The 15189-nt window shown below is 60.2% G+C and carries 15 protein-coding genes and 2 tRNA genes; 9 read left to right on the top strand and 8 right to left on the bottom strand.

Annotated features, from left to right (window positions below):
• Window positions 1-230: 230 nt before the first annotated feature.
• Window positions 231-305 (bottom strand) — tRNA-Gln (locus tag ACS5Q1_RS04635).
• A gap of 147 nt (window positions 306-452) precedes the next feature.
• Between ACS5Q1_RS04635 and ACS5Q1_RS04630 the strand changes: the two genes are divergently transcribed.
• Window positions 453-529: transfer RNA gene (locus ACS5Q1_RS04630), tRNA-Pro, on the top strand.
• Window positions 530-948: 419 nt separating this feature from the next.
• Window positions 949-1239: a hypothetical protein gene (locus ACS5Q1_RS04625; protein WP_473097085.1), complete on the top strand. Its 291-nt coding sequence runs from the start codon at window positions 949-951 to the stop codon at window positions 1237-1239.
• Window positions 1240-1305: 66 nt separating this feature from the next.
• On the opposite strand, the gene ACS5Q1_RS04620 is transcribed toward ACS5Q1_RS04625, so the two are convergent.
• Window positions 1306-1629, bottom strand: coding sequence for a hypothetical protein (locus ACS5Q1_RS04620; RefSeq protein ID WP_473097084.1), 324 nt, complete (start codon window positions 1627-1629; stop codon window positions 1306-1308).
• 608 nt (window positions 1630-2237) lie between these two features.
• Here ACS5Q1_RS04620 and ACS5Q1_RS04615 point away from each other — a divergent pair.
• Window positions 2238-2645 (top strand): DoxX family protein, encoded by a 408-nt coding sequence (locus ACS5Q1_RS04615; RefSeq protein WP_203440621.1) that lies wholly within the window; start codon window positions 2238-2240, stop codon window positions 2643-2645.
• 56 nt (window positions 2646-2701) lie between these two features.
• Here ACS5Q1_RS04615 and ACS5Q1_RS04610 read toward each other — a convergent pair whose 3' ends face one another.
• Window positions 2702-3388, bottom strand: a complete 687-nt coding sequence (locus ACS5Q1_RS04610; protein ID WP_473097083.1) for a hypothetical protein — start codon at window positions 3386-3388, stop codon at window positions 2702-2704.
• A 96-nt stretch (window positions 3389-3484) separates the two neighbouring features.
• Here ACS5Q1_RS04610 and ACS5Q1_RS04605 point away from each other — a divergent pair, with 96 nt between their 5' ends.
• Window positions 3485-3856 (top strand): hypothetical protein, encoded by a 372-nt coding sequence (locus tag ACS5Q1_RS04605; RefSeq protein WP_473097082.1) that lies wholly within the window; start codon window positions 3485-3487, stop codon window positions 3854-3856.
• Between the two features lie 95 nt (window positions 3857-3951).
• Here ACS5Q1_RS04605 and ACS5Q1_RS04600 read toward each other — a convergent pair whose 3' ends face one another.
• The gene (locus ACS5Q1_RS04600; RefSeq protein WP_203440624.1) at window positions 3952-4560 is read right to left on the bottom strand and encodes a biotin transporter BioY; all 609 of its coding nucleotides are present in this window, start codon (window positions 4558-4560) and stop codon (window positions 3952-3954) included.
• A gap of 215 nt (window positions 4561-4775) precedes the next feature.
• Here ACS5Q1_RS04600 and ACS5Q1_RS04595 point away from each other — a divergent pair, with 215 nt between their 5' ends.
• Entirely contained in the window at window positions 4776-5687 is a 912-nt protein-coding gene (locus ACS5Q1_RS04595) for an MBL fold metallo-hydrolase (RefSeq protein ID WP_473097081.1), read from the top strand.
• Here the strand turns inward: ACS5Q1_RS04595 and ACS5Q1_RS04590 are convergent, their stop codons facing one another.
• From ACS5Q1_RS04590 to ACS5Q1_RS04580, 3 genes are read right to left on the bottom strand one after another with little or no spacing between them, the layout of a single operon-like run.
• Entirely contained in the window at window positions 5688-6467 is a 780-nt protein-coding gene (locus ACS5Q1_RS04590; RefSeq protein WP_203440626.1) for a DUF1499 domain-containing protein, read from the bottom strand.
• Window positions 6467-7546 (bottom strand): M48 family metallopeptidase, encoded by a 1080-nt coding sequence (locus ACS5Q1_RS04585; protein WP_473097080.1) that lies wholly within the window; start codon window positions 7544-7546, stop codon window positions 6467-6469. The genes ACS5Q1_RS04590 and ACS5Q1_RS04585 overlap by 1 nt, the downstream gene beginning before the upstream one ends.
• Before the next feature lie 8 nt (window positions 7547-7554).
• A complete protein-coding gene (locus ACS5Q1_RS04580; RefSeq protein ID WP_473097079.1) occupies window positions 7555-8775 on the bottom strand; it encodes a YjgN family protein in 1221 nt (406 codons plus the stop codon).
• A gap of 187 nt (window positions 8776-8962) precedes the next feature.
• Between ACS5Q1_RS04580 and ACS5Q1_RS04575 the strand changes: the two genes are divergently transcribed.
• The 4 genes from ACS5Q1_RS04575 (at window position 8963) to ACS5Q1_RS04560 (ending at window position 11158) form a co-directional block, all read left to right on the top strand.
• On the top strand, window positions 8963-9457 hold the full coding sequence (locus ACS5Q1_RS04575) for a MarR family winged helix-turn-helix transcriptional regulator (RefSeq protein WP_473097078.1): 495 nt from the start codon (window positions 8963-8965) through the stop codon (window positions 9455-9457).
• Window positions 9458-9463: 6 nt separating this feature from the next.
• A complete protein-coding gene (locus ACS5Q1_RS04570; protein ID WP_473097077.1) occupies window positions 9464-10309 on the top strand; it encodes a patatin-like phospholipase family protein in 846 nt (281 codons plus the stop codon).
• Between the two features lie 58 nt (window positions 10310-10367).
• The gene (locus ACS5Q1_RS04565; protein WP_473097076.1) at window positions 10368-10838 is read left to right on the top strand and encodes a DoxX family protein; all 471 of its coding nucleotides are present in this window, start codon (window positions 10368-10370) and stop codon (window positions 10836-10838) included.
• A gap of 131 nt (window positions 10839-10969) precedes the next feature.
• The gene (locus ACS5Q1_RS04560) at window positions 10970-11158 is read left to right on the top strand and encodes a hypothetical protein (protein WP_203440632.1); all 189 of its coding nucleotides are present in this window, start codon (window positions 10970-10972) and stop codon (window positions 11156-11158) included.
• A gap of 93 nt (window positions 11159-11251) precedes the next feature.
• On the opposite strand, the gene ACS5Q1_RS04555 is transcribed toward ACS5Q1_RS04560, so the two are convergent.
• A complete protein-coding gene (locus ACS5Q1_RS04555; protein ID WP_473097075.1) occupies window positions 11252-14506 on the bottom strand; it encodes a peroxidase family protein in 3255 nt (1084 codons plus the stop codon).
• Window positions 14507-15189: the final 683 nt, after the last annotated feature.

Raw genomic sequence — 15189 nt, 5'->3', positions numbered from 1 at the left:
GCGGATCTCCCGTTCGACCGGGGCCCTCCAGCGGAATGTTGCCTCGCCCCGATCCGCAGGCGCGTCATCTCCTCTCAGAAGTAAGCCTTTGTCGACGTGAGAGATGAGTTTGGGCCCCCTCTGCACTGAGGCCGCGCACATCGTTTTAACGAACAAGGCCGCGCCGGCGACAATCCCGGACGAGGAATCTGCGAGTTTTCTAGGAGGAGACTGAATTATTCAGTTGAGAATGGCTGGGGCGCCAGGATTCGAACCTGGGAATGGCGGTACCAAAAACCGCTGCCTTACCACTTGGCGACGCCCCAATAGTGTGGCGTGTACATAATCGGCCCGATGGCGGCTGGCAACAGCGTTTTGCAAGGAGACATTTATCTGCAAGAAAGGCTCAATTCTCCCCTTGCGGCGCTCCCACCTCGCCGCTATAAGACCGGCCTCCCGAGAATTTTCGGTGTCGGAGTGTAGCGCAGTCTGGTAGCGCACCACGTTCGGGACGTGGGGGTCGCAGGTTCAAATCCTGCCACTCCGACCATTTTCCTCGATATCATCAGAGAGTTATAATCTGACCCCCGACTGGGGCGGATTTTTCGCGGACCGCTTCATGAACCGCTTGGGATGAATGTCCTAATTACCTCTCTCTCCAGTACTTCCGATCGACCCTCGCGATCCCGCCGCCATCCTCGAGTTCAAGGGCTGATCCGTCAGGGCTGGGCCTGAGGAATAGCGGATTGAGTCAGTATCCGTTGCGAAGGCCGCCATGGAGCGTACGCCGTGGGAGTAACCTTCGAAAATTTGAATCCTGGACGAGAAGTGGCACCGTTATCGCCCCAAGGTCCCAAGACAACTCGAACTCAAGCAGAATTGATGGCAGATCGATCTTCCAGCAACTCTGCAAGCAGAGTATTGGTCTAGGCAATCGGCACTTGGAAGCGCAGGCACCAGGAGGCGACAATGCAGAAGGGTGTAGTCGCGTTGTCTCTTACCTTGTTGGCGACCACTGCCCAGGCTCAAACACGCCCTTCGACGGTGGACATGCCGTGCGGCGCAAGTCGCCAGTTAGTGTTCGCAAGAGGTGCAATTGTCCTGGGCACCGGCGGCAGTACCTATGATCGGTTTGTTCGCGACCGCACATTCTGCGATGTGACAGAATATGCACAGGCAGCATATGTGCCGAGCCGTGAATCGCCGCTTTGTTTTGTCGGATACCGCTGTAAACAAGGTCCCCGCGACTGGTGGGATTAATGACGCTCGCCATGTGATGCGCACGCTGGGACGCTCATCGGAGCTTCCACTCCCTTGCGGCCGCTGCTAGTGCGTCGAGAAGCGCCCGTCTTCGCGGTAGGTCTCATAGTGAAGGCTTTGGGCTGGCATTGCCTCGAGCTGACGCGGTGACTTGGGCAAGTCCTGCGGCGTCTCGTTGGTCTGAGGCATGTAGCGCGGGCGGAAGCGCAGATCGACGAGGCTTCGCAATTCCGGGGCTGCAAGATCCAGCACATTGGCGTCACGCCAGCGGCGGTGCAGCTTGGCCTTGCCGAACATCCGTCTCCAAAAGCCCGTCACCTCCTCCTCAACCTGCAGAACGATGCGGCCGGTCAAGGTTTTACGAAGATTAAAACGTCCTGTCAGAGCCATCCGACTCTCCTCAACTGTCGATCTCTTCAAAAGGTCGAGCGCCAACGCTCCGGTTGCTGATCAGTCAGCCAAAAACCTCGGCCTTGGCGCTCGAATGAATCCATTCCTGTTAGCCAATGCCGTTGCGGAGCAAGGGTTCTGGCCCTTCGACTATCTACAAGATGGCACATTTTCGATGTGCGTTAGGTCACGAGCCCATGCCGCTCGAAGTTAAATATGGCGCGTTGCGCCGCTGATCAGCGGAGAAGTCGATCAAAAAAGTGGGAGAAGGAGAGTATTTTGGATGGCTTGAATTCAGATCTCACTGCTTGCCGGCAATTACAGCGAGCCGCCTCACGCGCGGCGCGGCTTGGAGGTGAGATCGATGGTGACGAGTTGTCCGGTTTTCGGATCGAGGATGGTCATAAAAGCCTCCTTTTCTGTTGGCGTAGGAGAAACGCCTGAGCCCTACGGTGGATCAAACCGTGTTGGCAACGTGGTAAGCAATTCGTTACCGGAAGCTGCGCTTTAAGGGGTGGGAAGATCCAGGCTGAACTTGTATCGGAGTTGCGCTCATGAGCGGATCGGCGAAGCCGACCGCTGAATCTTTTTAGCTTGGAGACCCCTTGATGAACACCACTCAGCTCGAGACCGTTTGGGCACCACGCCTTCTCAGCATCCTGCGCATCGTTGCCGCGCTCATCTTCATGGCGCATGGCACGCAGAAGCTTTTGGGCTTCCCGGTCTCTCCCAATCCCGGACCGGCAGCCTTCAGCCTGCCCTGGATCGCCGGTGTTCTGGAAATCGTGGGTGGAGCGCTTCTGGTCCCTGGATTGTTCGTGCGTCCGGTCGCTTTCGTCCTCTCGGGTCTGATGGCCGCCGCTTATTGGATTGCTCATGCTCCGCGCAGCTTCTATCCCGTTCTGAACGGCGGCGATGCGGCCATTCTCTATTGCTTCGTCTTTCTGTTCATTGCAGCAGCCGGCGGCGGCGCATGGAGCCTGGATCGCATCCTGCGCAACGGTCGTGCAGCCTGATCAAGTGAACTGACCAAATAGAAGGCGAGAGGCACCTCATGGCTCTCGCCTTTCTCCTATTCAGACCTCGTGCCCGTTGAGCGGCGAAGGCGCTCATCCTCCAGTTCGACATGGAGTGTGTGATCGCCATCATCCTCGTCGACGGGGATCGGCATGAGATCCGTCGTCAAGCCCGTCGTGGTCGAGGCTGCAGCGCCGATCGGAGGCGCCGGAGCCTCATCCTTTACCCTTTCCTCTTCGCTCGGCTCGATCTCGCCCTCGTCGTCGAGAATCTTCACCACCCTGTCCATCTGTGCCTCATCGACCTTCACGGTCACGAGCGCTCCGCCACGACGAACGCCTTCGGCGTAATTCTGCGCATCCTCGTCGCTGAGCCCCGCATCGACCAGCGCTCCCGCGAGACCACCGACTGCAGCCCCGGCGCCTGCGCCGATGAGGGTCGAGACGATCCATCCCGCCGCGACCACGGGCCCGAAGCCCGGAATGGCCACCGTACCGAGCCCTGCCAGGAGGCCGGCTCCTGCCCCGGCAACCGTACCAGCGGCCGCTGTAGCACCAGCGAATTCATGGGAGGAGCCGTCCTCGTCGAAGGAGCGCGTCGCATGATGCGTGTAGGCATCGTTGGAGTTGTTGGAGACGAGACTGATCTCGAAATTCGGAATATGTGCGACCTCCAGCCGTTTTACCGCCCGTGCGGCTTCATCGTAGCTGTCGAAGAAGGCGGTGATCCTGCGTTCGGCCATGAGAGGCCTCCTGATTTCAAACCGATCGCAGGGCTAATGAGCGGCTTGCCGGGCAAGTTCCCCTCTCGCTCGAGGCAGGATGGGAGATGCGCGTCCATGCCGCCTTCCGGCAATGCGCGTTCCTTGATACTTTCCAACAAAAGGTGCCCGGAAAGGGTGATTTGGGGGCTTCCCATTATGCGACATATCCATCTGGACGACGGTTTGCGACTGCGTTTTCCTGGCCGCAGCGAGGATTTCGATCAAGGCGTCGAGATCGGCATGATTGCCGTTCTGATGGATCAGGGATTGGGCGAATTTTCCCGCTGGATCTCGCGGTCGAACCTCAGCCAGGTCGAGGCCATCGCCAAGCAGATGGGCTACCGCATCGAGGAAGGCAGTGGCGATGAGGAGTGGGCGGAGATCACCTTCCTCTATGGCACGACCAAAGCGAAGCCCAAGCTCCGTCTGGTGCATTCGGTCGGCTGATAAAGCTCAGCTGCCTCCAACTCCTGCAAGCAAATTCCCAAAATGAAGAAGCCGCCCGAAGGCGGCTTCCGAAAACTTTATCCTTGAAGGCCCGATCAGGCCTTGCCGCCGCGACGGGTGATCGACCAGGCTGCCTGCATCAGGGCCACGGCCAGAGCGGTCTTCACGAGGGTAGCAGCCACGAACGGGGCAGCGCCCACGGTCCAGGCCTTGGCGAAGGGCATGACCAGGGACAGTTGCGCCAAGCCGAAGGCGAAGATCACGGCGTGGCCGATGGTCATCATGACGATGACACGCGGGAGCGAACGGTCCCAACCGCGCTCGGCCATGAAGCCCATCACGATGGCTGCAGCCAGGAAGCCGAAGAGGAAGCCGCCGGTGGGACCCATCAGATAGCCGATACCGGCGGTCGGGCCCGCGAAAACCGGCATGCCCATGGCACCCTCGAGCAAATAGAGACCCACGGTCGCGCCGCCGAGGCGCCAGCCGTAGGACGCGCCGATGATCAGCACGACCAGGGTCTGCAATGTCATGGGAACGTAAGGCAGCGGCACCTGAACCTTGGCCGACACGGTGAGAAGCGCCGTACCGACAACCATCAGCACGATGGCGCGAAGGGCGGCGAAGCGGGCATCGTCCCGGGACGGCCAGAGGAGGCCGACGAGGGTCGACGGAGAAGACAGCGAAGAAACGCCGGTCGTCATGAATTGAATCTCCAGATCGTTCCGCCATTCGCGCGGCGGCTCATGAAGCCTTATAGGGAGGTCTGGCTCGTGCCTCAAGCGACGGTTCGGGCATTTCCGGGCGCTGTGGACACCATTAATCCAATGGTCCGGGGCGGGATAAAAACCCTTGCGGCTGGATTGACGATGGTTAGGAAGCGCCAGACGCTTCCAATCGCATCCATGAGGATTCCTGCATGGCCGACGATCTCACCTTCGACATCCGCCCTCCGGCCCAATCGGGCGAATGTGTGCGGGTGAGCCCCCTCGTCCGCCGAATCGTCGCCAGCAATCCGGGCCCGATCACGTTTACGGGCACCTGCAGCTATATCGTCGGCTCAGGAAACGTCGCCATCATCGATCCGGGCCCCGACGTGCTCGGCCATATCGAGACGCTTCTCGACGCCGTGCGAGGCGAGACCGTCACCCATGTCCTCGTCACCCATACCCATAAGGACCACTCGCCCGCCGCCCGTGCCATCAAGGCCGCCACGGGGGCCGAGGTCGTCGGCTGCGCACCACATCACAGTGCCCGCCCCCTGTTCACGGGCGAGGTCAATTCGCTTGAGGCCAGTTCCGACAAGGATTACGTGCCCGACTGGGAACTGCGCGAGGGCGATGCCGTCGAAGGTCCCGGCTGGACCCTGGAGGCGCTCGCCACGCCGGGACACATGGCCAACCACCTTGCCTTCGTGCTGCCCGAGGAGAAGGCGCTGTTCTCGGGCGACCATGTGATGGCCTGGTCCACGACGGTGGTCGCGCCGCCGGACGGATCGATGAGCGCCTTCATGGCGTCCCTCGACAAGCTGAAGGGCCGCGAGGAAAATCTCTATTGGCCCGGTCACGGCGGCCCGGTGCAGGAGCCTCAGCGTTTCGTGCGCGCCCTCATCCATCACCGGCGCCAGCGCGAGGCCTCGATTCTCAATCGACTGAAAGCCGGTGACCGGACGATCCCCGAGATCGTGGCCGCAATCTATCAGGGCCTGAATCCGGCGCTCGTCGGAGCCGCTGGGCTCTCGGTCTTCGCGCATCTGGAGGATCTGGTCGCCAAGGGAAAGGCGGCCGTTGATGGCATTCCCGCTCTCGACAGCGAATATCGACTGGCCTGATCAGCGTACCGCGATCGCGAGGTTCGAGGCCTCCTCAAGGAAGTCGCGGATATATCCCGCATTGATGCCAAAATCGTGGTTGCCGAAGCGGGAAGCCGACCGGATATCGATGCGTGTGCCATCGACACGCGGACGGACCCGCACCGTGATGTCGCTCGGCATCTTGAGCACAAGCGAACGGTCGACCGCTTCGAGCCTGCCCAATCCAACGCGTCCTCCAGGCGGGACGGCCTCGATCACCTGCCAACCGAGATTCTGGGCCGCCTTCTGAACGATGGTGAAAGCTTCCTCCGGGCCGATATCCAGCGTGAGCGGCGCGATCTGCACATAGGAGGCACGCTGCATCTCCCGCGCCTCCGCCGAAACGTCGGGGGGAACTCGGCCCTCGCGAGCCTGGAGCGCGGCCCGTGAGCGAGAAAAGGCCGGCGGGTCGTCTGTATCGGTGCTGACATCGGCGATCGGCGGCAAGGTCGCGGCCTTGAGCGCCATGAAGCCCGGATAGGCGAGAACGATCGCCGCGATGAAAAGCCCCTTGATGGCGCTTCCCAGCCCCTGACGCCCCTCCTGCCAGATGCGCACGAAGCCCATGAAGGCCATGCCGACCGCGAGGAGCGCGATGGCGGTGCCAGTCCCAAGTACGATAAAGCCCGATTGGTAATCGATCCGGTTGAAGCGGATCAGCAGCACCGCCAGCACGGTCACGACAAGCGCGAACCATGCCAGCGTGGGGGACCACTTCGCCGGGCGGGAAACCGGTTCTTCGATGATGAGACGGCGCATCAGGTCGTCTTACAAATCTCTTTGAGCGCGCGCCACTCCTCTTGATCGAGAAGCGGCTCGCCTTGCTGGGATGGCACCTGTTTTTCCAAAGCTTTCAGCCTTTGGTCGGTGACGGGGTGAGTGGACAGAAAAGCCAGGATCTCGGAATCGTTCCCATCACTCTTTCTGTCCCCCTCGATCCGCTTGAGCAGCAGGGCCATCCCGCGGGCCGGGCGTCCGACGGCTGCCATGGTCTTCCCGGCGAAATCGTCCGCCGCCGCTTCCGCCTCGCGGGAATAGGCACTGTCGATGAGATAGCGGCTGACGACCACGATGGCGCCGCCGCCCGTCACATCGCCGAGCAGCAGACCGAGCAGATAGGAGGTGCCGCCGGCCCGGATCATTGTCCGGAGCCCGTCGCGATGGGCGACATGCCCCATTTCGTGAGCCAGCACGCCGGCGATCTCGTCGGATGATTGAGCTTTGTCGAGCAGAGCCTCGAACAGATAGATCCTCCCACCGGGCAGAGCGATGGCGTTCGGAATCTTCGATTGCAAGACTGCGATATCGACTTCCACCGGCGGATCCTGTGCCTTCTGCAGGCGTTCCGTGAGCACTTTTAAGGCTGCAAGGCCGCGAGGCTCCTCGCATATCTTGTCATCGAAGATTGCTCTCACCTGATTGTCGACCGCCGTACCGAGGCGGCGCTCGTAGGAAACGGGGATGAGCGGCGTCAGCCGATCCGCCAGGATGGGAAGCAGGACGAAGACGCAGAACAGGATCGACGCGGTAGCGGCGAACGACCAGAACAGGATCCAACCTGTCCGCTCCCGATGATCGGATGTATCGAGATGCCGACAATGGAGGCGAATGGCAGCCTTCATCTCAGCATCGGCGATGTCGAGTCGTGCCAGATCGGATGCGCCGTCCCGCGTGAGCCGTATGATTCCCTCAGGGGCATCACGCCGTCTGACTTCGCCGACAGGCCAGGACGCAATCCATTCAGGGCCTTCATGAATGTCGATGGCGGACGCGGTAACGTTTAGGGAAACCGTTCTTCGACGGGCGCTCTCGCCGTCATAGAACACCGCACCCGCCATGACTGACCTCATATGTCGACATTGAAATCGAGAGCGTCGGCCAGTCCTTCTCCCAGAACGCCGGCCGGTTTGCCGGCCGCCACGGCCGCATCGATAGAATGCAGATTGGTGATCGTCGTTGAAGTCACGATGGCAGCCCACAGCCCGCGCCCGAGGAAGTAGCGCTGAAGGACGCCGAGTCCGAGCAAGGCCACGAGATACCCGATGGCCACCAGAACACCGGCACTCACCGAAACCCAGGAAAAGCCCTCTGCTGCCGCTATCGCTTCTTTGAAAACAGCGGCAAAGACGAAGCCCAGCAATCCGGCCACGAGGCCGAAGGCCAACAGGAAGCCGAGAGACGAGAAAATCAGCTTGAAAAACAGGCCGTAATAGGTGCCGATCCGAAAATCGCTAACCGCCGTGACGTCGCCGAAGCGCAATCCATCGATGTGCCAACGGGTGAAGATGGCCAACGCGAGCGGCAGGAGGCTCAGAATGAGCAGACTCAGCAAAAAGGTGATGGCCAGCAAGGCGGGCCTGCCGCTCCCCGTGGCAATGTGGGTCGAAATGACGAATACGAAAAAGGTAAAGGCCAGCAGAACGAGGCCGAGGGCCCAAACCCACCAACCGCGCTTGAAAAGCGTCCAGCCGGTTCCCGCAAACCCGCCCTGGATGCTGCCGAAAAACGTGTGGCGCATCCGGTAGCGCTCGAGCGCGGCCATCGCCCATGGCAGGGCGAGACCGAGGGTGAGAAGCATCGCGAGATCCCAGAGAACCGCCCTGGCGGCATAGGCCCAGCCCGATCCCTTCATCCAGAAGCGCACGCCGCGGAAAACCGTGCGGCTTGCGCGATATTTGCGGGCGCGATAGCCGCCGAAGTGGGCAAGCACATACATGATGACGACGAGCGGCACGCTGGCGAACGCGTATTGCTCCTCGAGAATGACACCGAGAAGCGCGTACGCAATATAGAGCGGCACCAAAACGGCTAGGGCGATGAGAAAGCCGATGAGCAGTTCCTTGGCCGTGCCGGTATACTCGAACGCCTCGCCCTCGATCTGAGTATTGACCCACAGATGGCGGCGCAATTTCGTGATCAGCCAGAAGCGATAAAAGCCAAATGTCGGAATCTGGAAAAGACTTCCGGTGATCAGAAGCTTCAGAAATTCGCGGCCCTGTCCGGAGAAGGACATGGGTGAGCTTTGCAATGCGGGAAGCGATCCATCCGCATGAAGAGAGGCAGTCATGAGGAAACCTTCAAAGGTGTTCTGCCTCATTCTTACCACGGTAGGTCAACAATAGAACATATCGTGCGGCAAGTTGCCCTGCCATTCGGGGATCCAAAGCAATTTCTTAGTAAACGCCCGCTTCCTGTTCGAGGGGTGACGGGCGCAACGGTTTCAATGTAAACTATTTGCCCGTACCAGGAGCCTGATGCCTTTGACGTCTCTCTCGCCAGCCCCTGCCCCCATCGAGACCGCCGATCCGCTGCGGATCTGGTTTCGCTTCATCCGCCTGAACCGCCGGGCGACGAACGCAGTTGCTACGGAACTGAAAGAGCTGGGCCTGTCGATCCCGCAATTCGATCTGCTCTCCACACTTACGGAGCGCGAGGGCATGAGCCAGCAGGAACTGGCGGAGCGGCTCTACGTCACCAAGGGCAACGTCTCAGGGCTTCTCGACCGCATGGTCGAGGCCGGACTCGTCGAGCGGCGTTCGATCCCGGGCGACCGGCGTTCCAATGCCCTCTACCTGACATCGAAGGGACGGGACCTCGCCAATCGCGGGATCGCGGCGCAACGGGCTTATGTCATGCGCACGCTCGGAACGCTCCCAACTCAGGATCTGGCCGACCTGGAGCGCATCGTTCTGGCTTGGCGGGATCGGGCCCGGGCGGAAGAAGAACTCCCAGCCTCCAAATCCCGATAGGCTACGATGTTTGACGCGGTGGCATTCGCGGGCGGCGGGAACCGCTGCTACTGGCAGGGCGGTTTTTGGGAAGCGGCCGCGCCCCTGCTCGGCCTGAAGCCCGAGATGGTCGTTGGCGTGAGCGCGGGCGCCTGGTCCGCCTGCTACAGCCTTCTCGGGCTCGGACGGCGTGTGAACGAGATGGTGGCGGAAGGCTGTAGCCTCGGGCGCCGCAACTTCGAATGGCGCGCTTGGCGCAGCGAAGGCTCGCCCTGGCCCGTCTCGCTCATGTATCGCAGCCTGATCGAAGCCATCATCGACGAGAATGTACTGGAACGCCTGAAGCAGGGCCCGAGCATCCTGATCGGGCTTGCCCGCAAGCCGCGCCGCCTGCCCCTCTCGCTCGCCATTCCGCTGGGCATCGCGACCTATCAGATCGAGAAGAAATGGCACTCTCCCGTCCATCCGCGCGGCGGGCGGGCCCTGGGCTTCCGGCCGGAATTCGTCCAGGTGCAGGATCTCTCGTCCCCTGCTGAGCTGTCGGCTGCCCTGATGGCGAGCGCCAGCGTCCCGCCCTTCATGCCGGTCGGCCGCATCGGCGGCATGGCTGCGCTCGATGGCGGGCTTGTCGACAACGTGCCGACGGAACCCCTCCTCCCGGTCGAGGAGCAGGGCGGCAAAACCCTGGTTATTCTCTCGCGCCTCTATCGTGCCTTCCCGAAAGTGAAGGGCCGCACCTATCTCCAGCCCTCCGAACCGGTCCCCATCGGGCAGTTCGACATCACCAATCCTGCTGGCATCCGCAAAGCCTATGAGATGGGTTTGAGGGATGGCGAGGCCTTTGCAAAAGGTGCGGGTGCGCACAGCTTGTAACGAAGCTTGACCTTAGAAGCTCCCCCACCTGTCCTAACGTCAGCAACGGGAAGCCATCATGACGCCACGCTGGATCGACACATTGCTCTCACACCGGGGAACGGAAATTGCCGCCCGGGTTCTGCTCACCTTTCCGTTCTGGGCCAGTGGCCTCATCAAGCTCCTGGATTTCCCAGGCGGCGTGGCGGAAATGCGTCAGTTCGGTCTGGAGCCGGCCTGGCTTTTCAACGGCCTCACGATCTTCGTTCAGCTGACGGGATCCGCCCTCATCATCGCGAAGCGCTGGACTTGGCTCGGTGCCGGAGCTCTAGGCGTCTTCACCTTCCTGACCATCCTGATCGTTCATGCCTTCTGGCGCCTTGAGGGCGAGCGGGCCGTCATGGCGCTCCATACGGCCGGCGAGCATGTGGGCATGATCGGCGCGCTCATTCTGGTGTCGATCCTCGCCCTGCGTCCAAGACCTGCATCCCAGACGACTGCGGATGCTCAGGGGCTAACCGCAGCCTCGGCAGGAATGTTGCAGCGTTAAGGATTGATTCAGCTTGAAGAGTTCATCTGCAGCCAAGCCAGCACATGATCACAGGTCCGCCCCAAAGCGGTCACAGCCCTGCAGATCATAACAGCAGGTTGCCAAGACAGCCTGACTTCCAGAGAGGATTCATGACCCAGCAAGCTTCAGACCGCGATATCCGACCGAGCGAACAGAACGCCGCCCATTCCATTCCGGCTTTCAAGGCCGTCGCTCTGCCCGCCCTCGCCGCAGCCGTCCAGGCCGCCAAGTTCCAGCAGAGCCGTCCGAAGACCTCCGAACTTCCTGCAATCCTGCGCAAGGAAGCCGTGCTGGATTAAGCTGACTCCAGTCGACCCGAATATTGAGGTGGAGCTACCCTGCTGATGTTGGGCAGCTCCACCGTTATGCGTCCGCCACGTCACTCGTTCCGCTCAGGCCAAAATGACATCGCTTGAACCGCACGACAGCGGTTGCGGGCTGGGCTCCGAATGCGACAGATCCAGAGTAACGGCTTCATCACCTGCAGAACCTGAAAGCGCCTGCCCACCCTCGGACGAACTTGACTCGAAGCTTTCGAAATCAGCAGCAATGTCTTGCGTCGCCGAGTCTGCGACTGCTTGATCCATGAATCCCAATCCATCATCGACGAGAATCGACCGATCCGAAAACTGCAGCTTCTCGATGTTTTCGAGAGTATCGGTTCCGTCCTTTCCTACCTTGTCGGTGACGGTCACGGTGCCGTCGGCACTGTGCTTGATGGTGTAGTTGCGGAAGCGGCCGGAAAAGGCGGCCGTGTCGGCGTCCGCCAACGACTCACCGAATGGATTTCCGTTGTCGCCGATCAGATGATCGTTGCCGGCTCCGCCCTTGATCCAATCGTTGCCTTCGTTCCCGAGCAGTTCGTCGTCACCGCTGCCGCCGTCGATGCGGTCGTTGTCGAGGCCGCCGAAGACCTCGTCGTCGCCGGCACCGGCCCAGATGCGATCACGGCCTTCCAGACCGACGAGCAGGTCGTCTCCAGCCCCTCCTTCCATGCTGTCGTTACCGCCCGCACCCTTGAAGAAATCGTCGCCGTCCTCGCCCGACATCCTGTCGTTGCCGTCGCCGCCGATGAGCGCATCGTTCCCAAGACCTGAGACGAGCACGTCGTTGCCGCCATCGCCCCAGAGCGTGTCGTCACCGGCGCCGGACCTTACGCGATCGATCCGCTCGGTCCCACCCATCACCACATGGGCTGTGCCATTGTAAGTGATCCAGCCATCGCGCCAGACGACTCCGACCGAGCCGCCTGTCGGATAGGTCGAAGGATCGCCGATCTCGATCGTGTAGTCCGGCACCGAGAAGACATCGAAGGGAAGATGCTTCGCGCCGGTGTTTCGCATCACCAGTTCGGAGAAAGACGTTCCTTCGAGCTGTGTCAGGAAATTGGTGCCCTCTAGTCGCGACAGGTAATAGAAGCGATCCCCGCTCTGCAGCTTTTCCATCTGCGTCTCGAAGACGAAGTTGAACGTCGAACCGAGAAGGCCGCCGGATGCCAAGGGTTTCTCGGCGAGTCCACCGATCCACAGATCGATATCGTCGATGCCTGTCTCGCGCCCTGCGAAGCCGCCGGTTCCATTCAGGAAGTCGGTGTCCGAAGCAGCACTCTCATTCTCGGCCGTCGCAGGATCATCATCTCGCCCCTCGACAATCACGGTTGCGGCGGCGCGCTTTTCCGCCGCTGTCGTTGCCTCATCGAGAAGAGGATGAATGCCATAGGCCGCGATGAAGTTGATCAACGACTCAGGATGGCGGATATTTCCGCCGAACTGCGCCCAATTCTCATAGGGCTTAAGATCGGAGTCGTTAGTTCCCTCAAAAAATTGCTCGCGCACCGTGTTGAGAGAGGGAATGCCCGTGTCCCGCCCGCGAGCGAGATTGATGGCGGCAAGATCGAGTGGCAATCCATAGACGCTGTTGCGCAGGGCGTCGGTCACGAATTCGTCGATCTCGTTACCCGCCTGATTGGTCGCGCCGCGCACGATTTCTCCCGCTGCAGTGCCGGATATGCCCCGCTGCGCATAAGCCACTGGATTCAAGAAAGCGCCCACGAGACTCAGTTGCTGATCGCCCGCAGCATTGGGGTCCGCATCGACCACATTACCATCGGCATCGATGCGGTCGACGGTCTCCCGCAGCAGGGAATGCCCGAAGCGATAGACCGTGTGCGCGAACTCCGCCGTGATGGCAGGATCGATATTGACGTTGTGCGCTTCGAACTCGTCGATATTGGGCTGGATGCGCCGCGCGAAATTCTCGAACACCAGATGCTGATATTGCATCTCGGTGCCGAAGCGCGCAGCCTGAAACAACCGCTCGCCATTCCATTCGCTCTCCTGGATGCCATCGGTGAGATCTGCTCCCGGCAGCAGCCACTGGCGCGCGAAATCGGAATCGGCGGGCAACTCGGCGCGGATCAGATCCTTGATATGATCGAGCAGCCGGTTGTGCTCGGCATGGAAGATGTGATGCACCGCTGTCAAACCGACATTCTCATTCCCACGCCCGTCACCCGTGATGAAATGCGCGTCGAGAAGCTCGTTGTCGTAATTGCCGCTCGTATCCGAACCATCGAGATTGGCGAGGCTGACCTCGAGGTCGCCATCGGCAACTTTTCCGGTCGGAATGGCGTCGTGCGCGATATCGTCGAGAAAGGCATGGCCCGTATGGGCCGCACCAGTCGTCTTCACGGGAGCGGACGGATTGCCTTCGACGAGAACGTCGTCATCCGTGCCTGCACGCCCGTCCTCACCCGGCAGCACAAGTTGCGCGAAGCCGTTGGGCCCGCGAAGGAACTGGCCATATTCGTCGGTCGCCAGCAGCGGGATGTTGGTCACGTCCTCGTCGGTGAGCTCGATGCCGAGCATGGTTCTGGCCTGGGCTTTCACATCGCCCCAGGTCGGAAGCCCGCCACCGGCATGATCGAGCAAGGCCCCGGTGGCTACCGGCTTGCCATTCGCGTCGAGCGCGTATTCGCGCAAGAACACCTGATGCGACGGATGTGACGTGTAGGTCTGGTTCTGGTCGATGAACGGAGTGGTCTGATTGGTGTGTTCATGAATATCATCTGCCGTTCCGACCACTCCATCAGGACCCGGCTGATTGGTCGCCCGCGTCAGCACCATGAAGTTTTCATTGCTGCCGGCCACGTAGAGCGGATCATCCGGCTGCAATGGAATGATGACCGATCCGCTCTTGCCCTTGTTGACGAGATCGAGGCCGTGATCGAAGAACTGGCCGAACAGGGTGAACCATTGATTGAACGGCGCCGCGCCGGCGTCGGGCGCCACATTGGCGATCAGGCCGTCTCCGTTGTCGTCGGCAGCGCGTGCTGCCGGGTTGGTGTCTCCATTTTGATCCACGATCAGATTGCTGATGGTGCGCGGTTCGGAATCCACCACTCTCGTGTCGCTAAGAACCTGCTCGTATGACGTCCCACTCTCGGCTTCACGAAATTCAGCATCGGTCAGGCGGGGAAAGACACGATCGGCGGCGCCGTAGTCGTAGTGACCGGATACGATGCTGTTGCCTGTGCCGCTGACCGTTCGAAGCCCGAACGGCAGGGAAGGATCGTTGATCGGTGTGTGCGTTTCGCTCTGGAGAATTTGGGAGAGGATGAAGTCGAGATCGGACCGAATGAGCAACATGACATGTCTCCTCCGAATTGGCCCGGTGGGACGGAGGAGTAGGACCAGAATTTGTGGCGATCATAAGTTAAAAACTTGCCAAAAATTCTGTAATTGCAGAGCGATTACTTTCCAATATGAACATTCGTGCATATTTTATGAAAACAACACAGCCATAATGGCAATTATCATGGGTTTATTTAAAAGTAATAAACTTAGTTTACTTAAATGATCTTATCGAATAATGACACCCCAACTCGGACTGCGTAGATCAAAGCGAAGCTGTAGCAAGATCGAAAAGGCTCAGGCGTCAGCTTTGATATACGATAACTCAGCATAACGAACGGCCGGATTAATCCCTCGGTAGAAGAAGCGCGCTCATGCCTGCTGGCTCAACCACGTAAATGTGATCTAAGCCAATAGAAAATGCTTCATGGCCAAGCTGGACACAGAGCGGCTTTCCAGGACCAAGCAATATCCTGTGCAAACGCAGTATTTCGCTGAACGCTAGCTCGGCATGACGTGCGGAAGAACAGCAAAGGCGACAGAACGTCGGACGGTTGCATTCCGTTCGATACCAGAACAGCTAAGCCGCATGAATCGCGAATCTAGCGCTTATGTTTGGAAGAGCTTCTCCGATGCGCCTCTCAATAAGGACGCATCGGATGAAATCCGAAAGCGAGGTTTGCTTCCGAGCTGATGTA

Source organism: Microvirga sp. GN3, from assembly GCF_055792825.1.
The sequence above is the reverse complement of the archived record's forward strand: the minus strand, read 5'-3'. Positions and strand labels throughout refer to the sequence as shown.

Coding starts and splice junctions, on each gene's coding strand:
- ACS5Q1_RS04625 (WP_473097085.1), top strand. CDS start 949: ATGCAGAAGGGTGTAGTCGCGTTGTCTCTTACCTTGTTGGCGACCACT.
- ACS5Q1_RS04620 (WP_473097084.1), bottom strand. CDS start 1,629: ATGGCTCTGACAGGACGTTTTAATCTTCGTAAAACCTTGACCGGCCGC.
- ACS5Q1_RS04615 (WP_203440621.1), top strand. CDS start 2,238: ATGAACACCACTCAGCTCGAGACCGTTTGGGCACCACGCCTTCTCAGC.
- ACS5Q1_RS04610 (WP_473097083.1), bottom strand. CDS start 3,388: ATGGCCGAACGCAGGATCACCGCCTTCTTCGACAGCTACGATGAAGCC.
- ACS5Q1_RS04605 (WP_473097082.1), top strand. CDS start 3,485: ATGCCGCCTTCCGGCAATGCGCGTTCCTTGATACTTTCCAACAAAAGG.
- ACS5Q1_RS04600 (WP_203440624.1), bottom strand. CDS start 4,560: ATGACGACCGGCGTTTCTTCGCTGTCTTCTCCGTCGACCCTCGTCGGC.
- ACS5Q1_RS04595 (WP_473097081.1), top strand. CDS start 4,776: ATGGCCGACGATCTCACCTTCGACATCCGCCCTCCGGCCCAATCGGGC.
- ACS5Q1_RS04590 (WP_203440626.1), bottom strand. CDS start 6,467: ATGCGCCGTCTCATCATCGAAGAACCGGTTTCCCGCCCGGCGAAGTGG.
- ACS5Q1_RS04585 (WP_473097080.1), bottom strand. CDS start 7,546: ATGGCGGGTGCGGTGTTCTATGACGGCGAGAGCGCCCGTCGAAGAACG.
- ACS5Q1_RS04580 (WP_473097079.1), bottom strand. CDS start 8,775: ATGACTGCCTCTCTTCATGCGGATGGATCGCTTCCCGCATTGCAAAGC.
- ACS5Q1_RS04575 (WP_473097078.1), top strand. CDS start 8,963: ATGCCTTTGACGTCTCTCTCGCCAGCCCCTGCCCCCATCGAGACCGCC.
- ACS5Q1_RS04570 (WP_473097077.1), top strand. CDS start 9,464: ATGTTTGACGCGGTGGCATTCGCGGGCGGCGGGAACCGCTGCTACTGG.
- ACS5Q1_RS04565 (WP_473097076.1), top strand. CDS start 10,368: ATGACGCCACGCTGGATCGACACATTGCTCTCACACCGGGGAACGGAA.
- ACS5Q1_RS04560 (WP_203440632.1), top strand. CDS start 10,970: ATGACCCAGCAAGCTTCAGACCGCGATATCCGACCGAGCGAACAGAAC.
- ACS5Q1_RS04555 (WP_473097075.1), bottom strand. CDS start 14,506: ATGTTGCTCATTCGGTCCGATCTCGACTTCATCCTCTCCCAAATTCTC.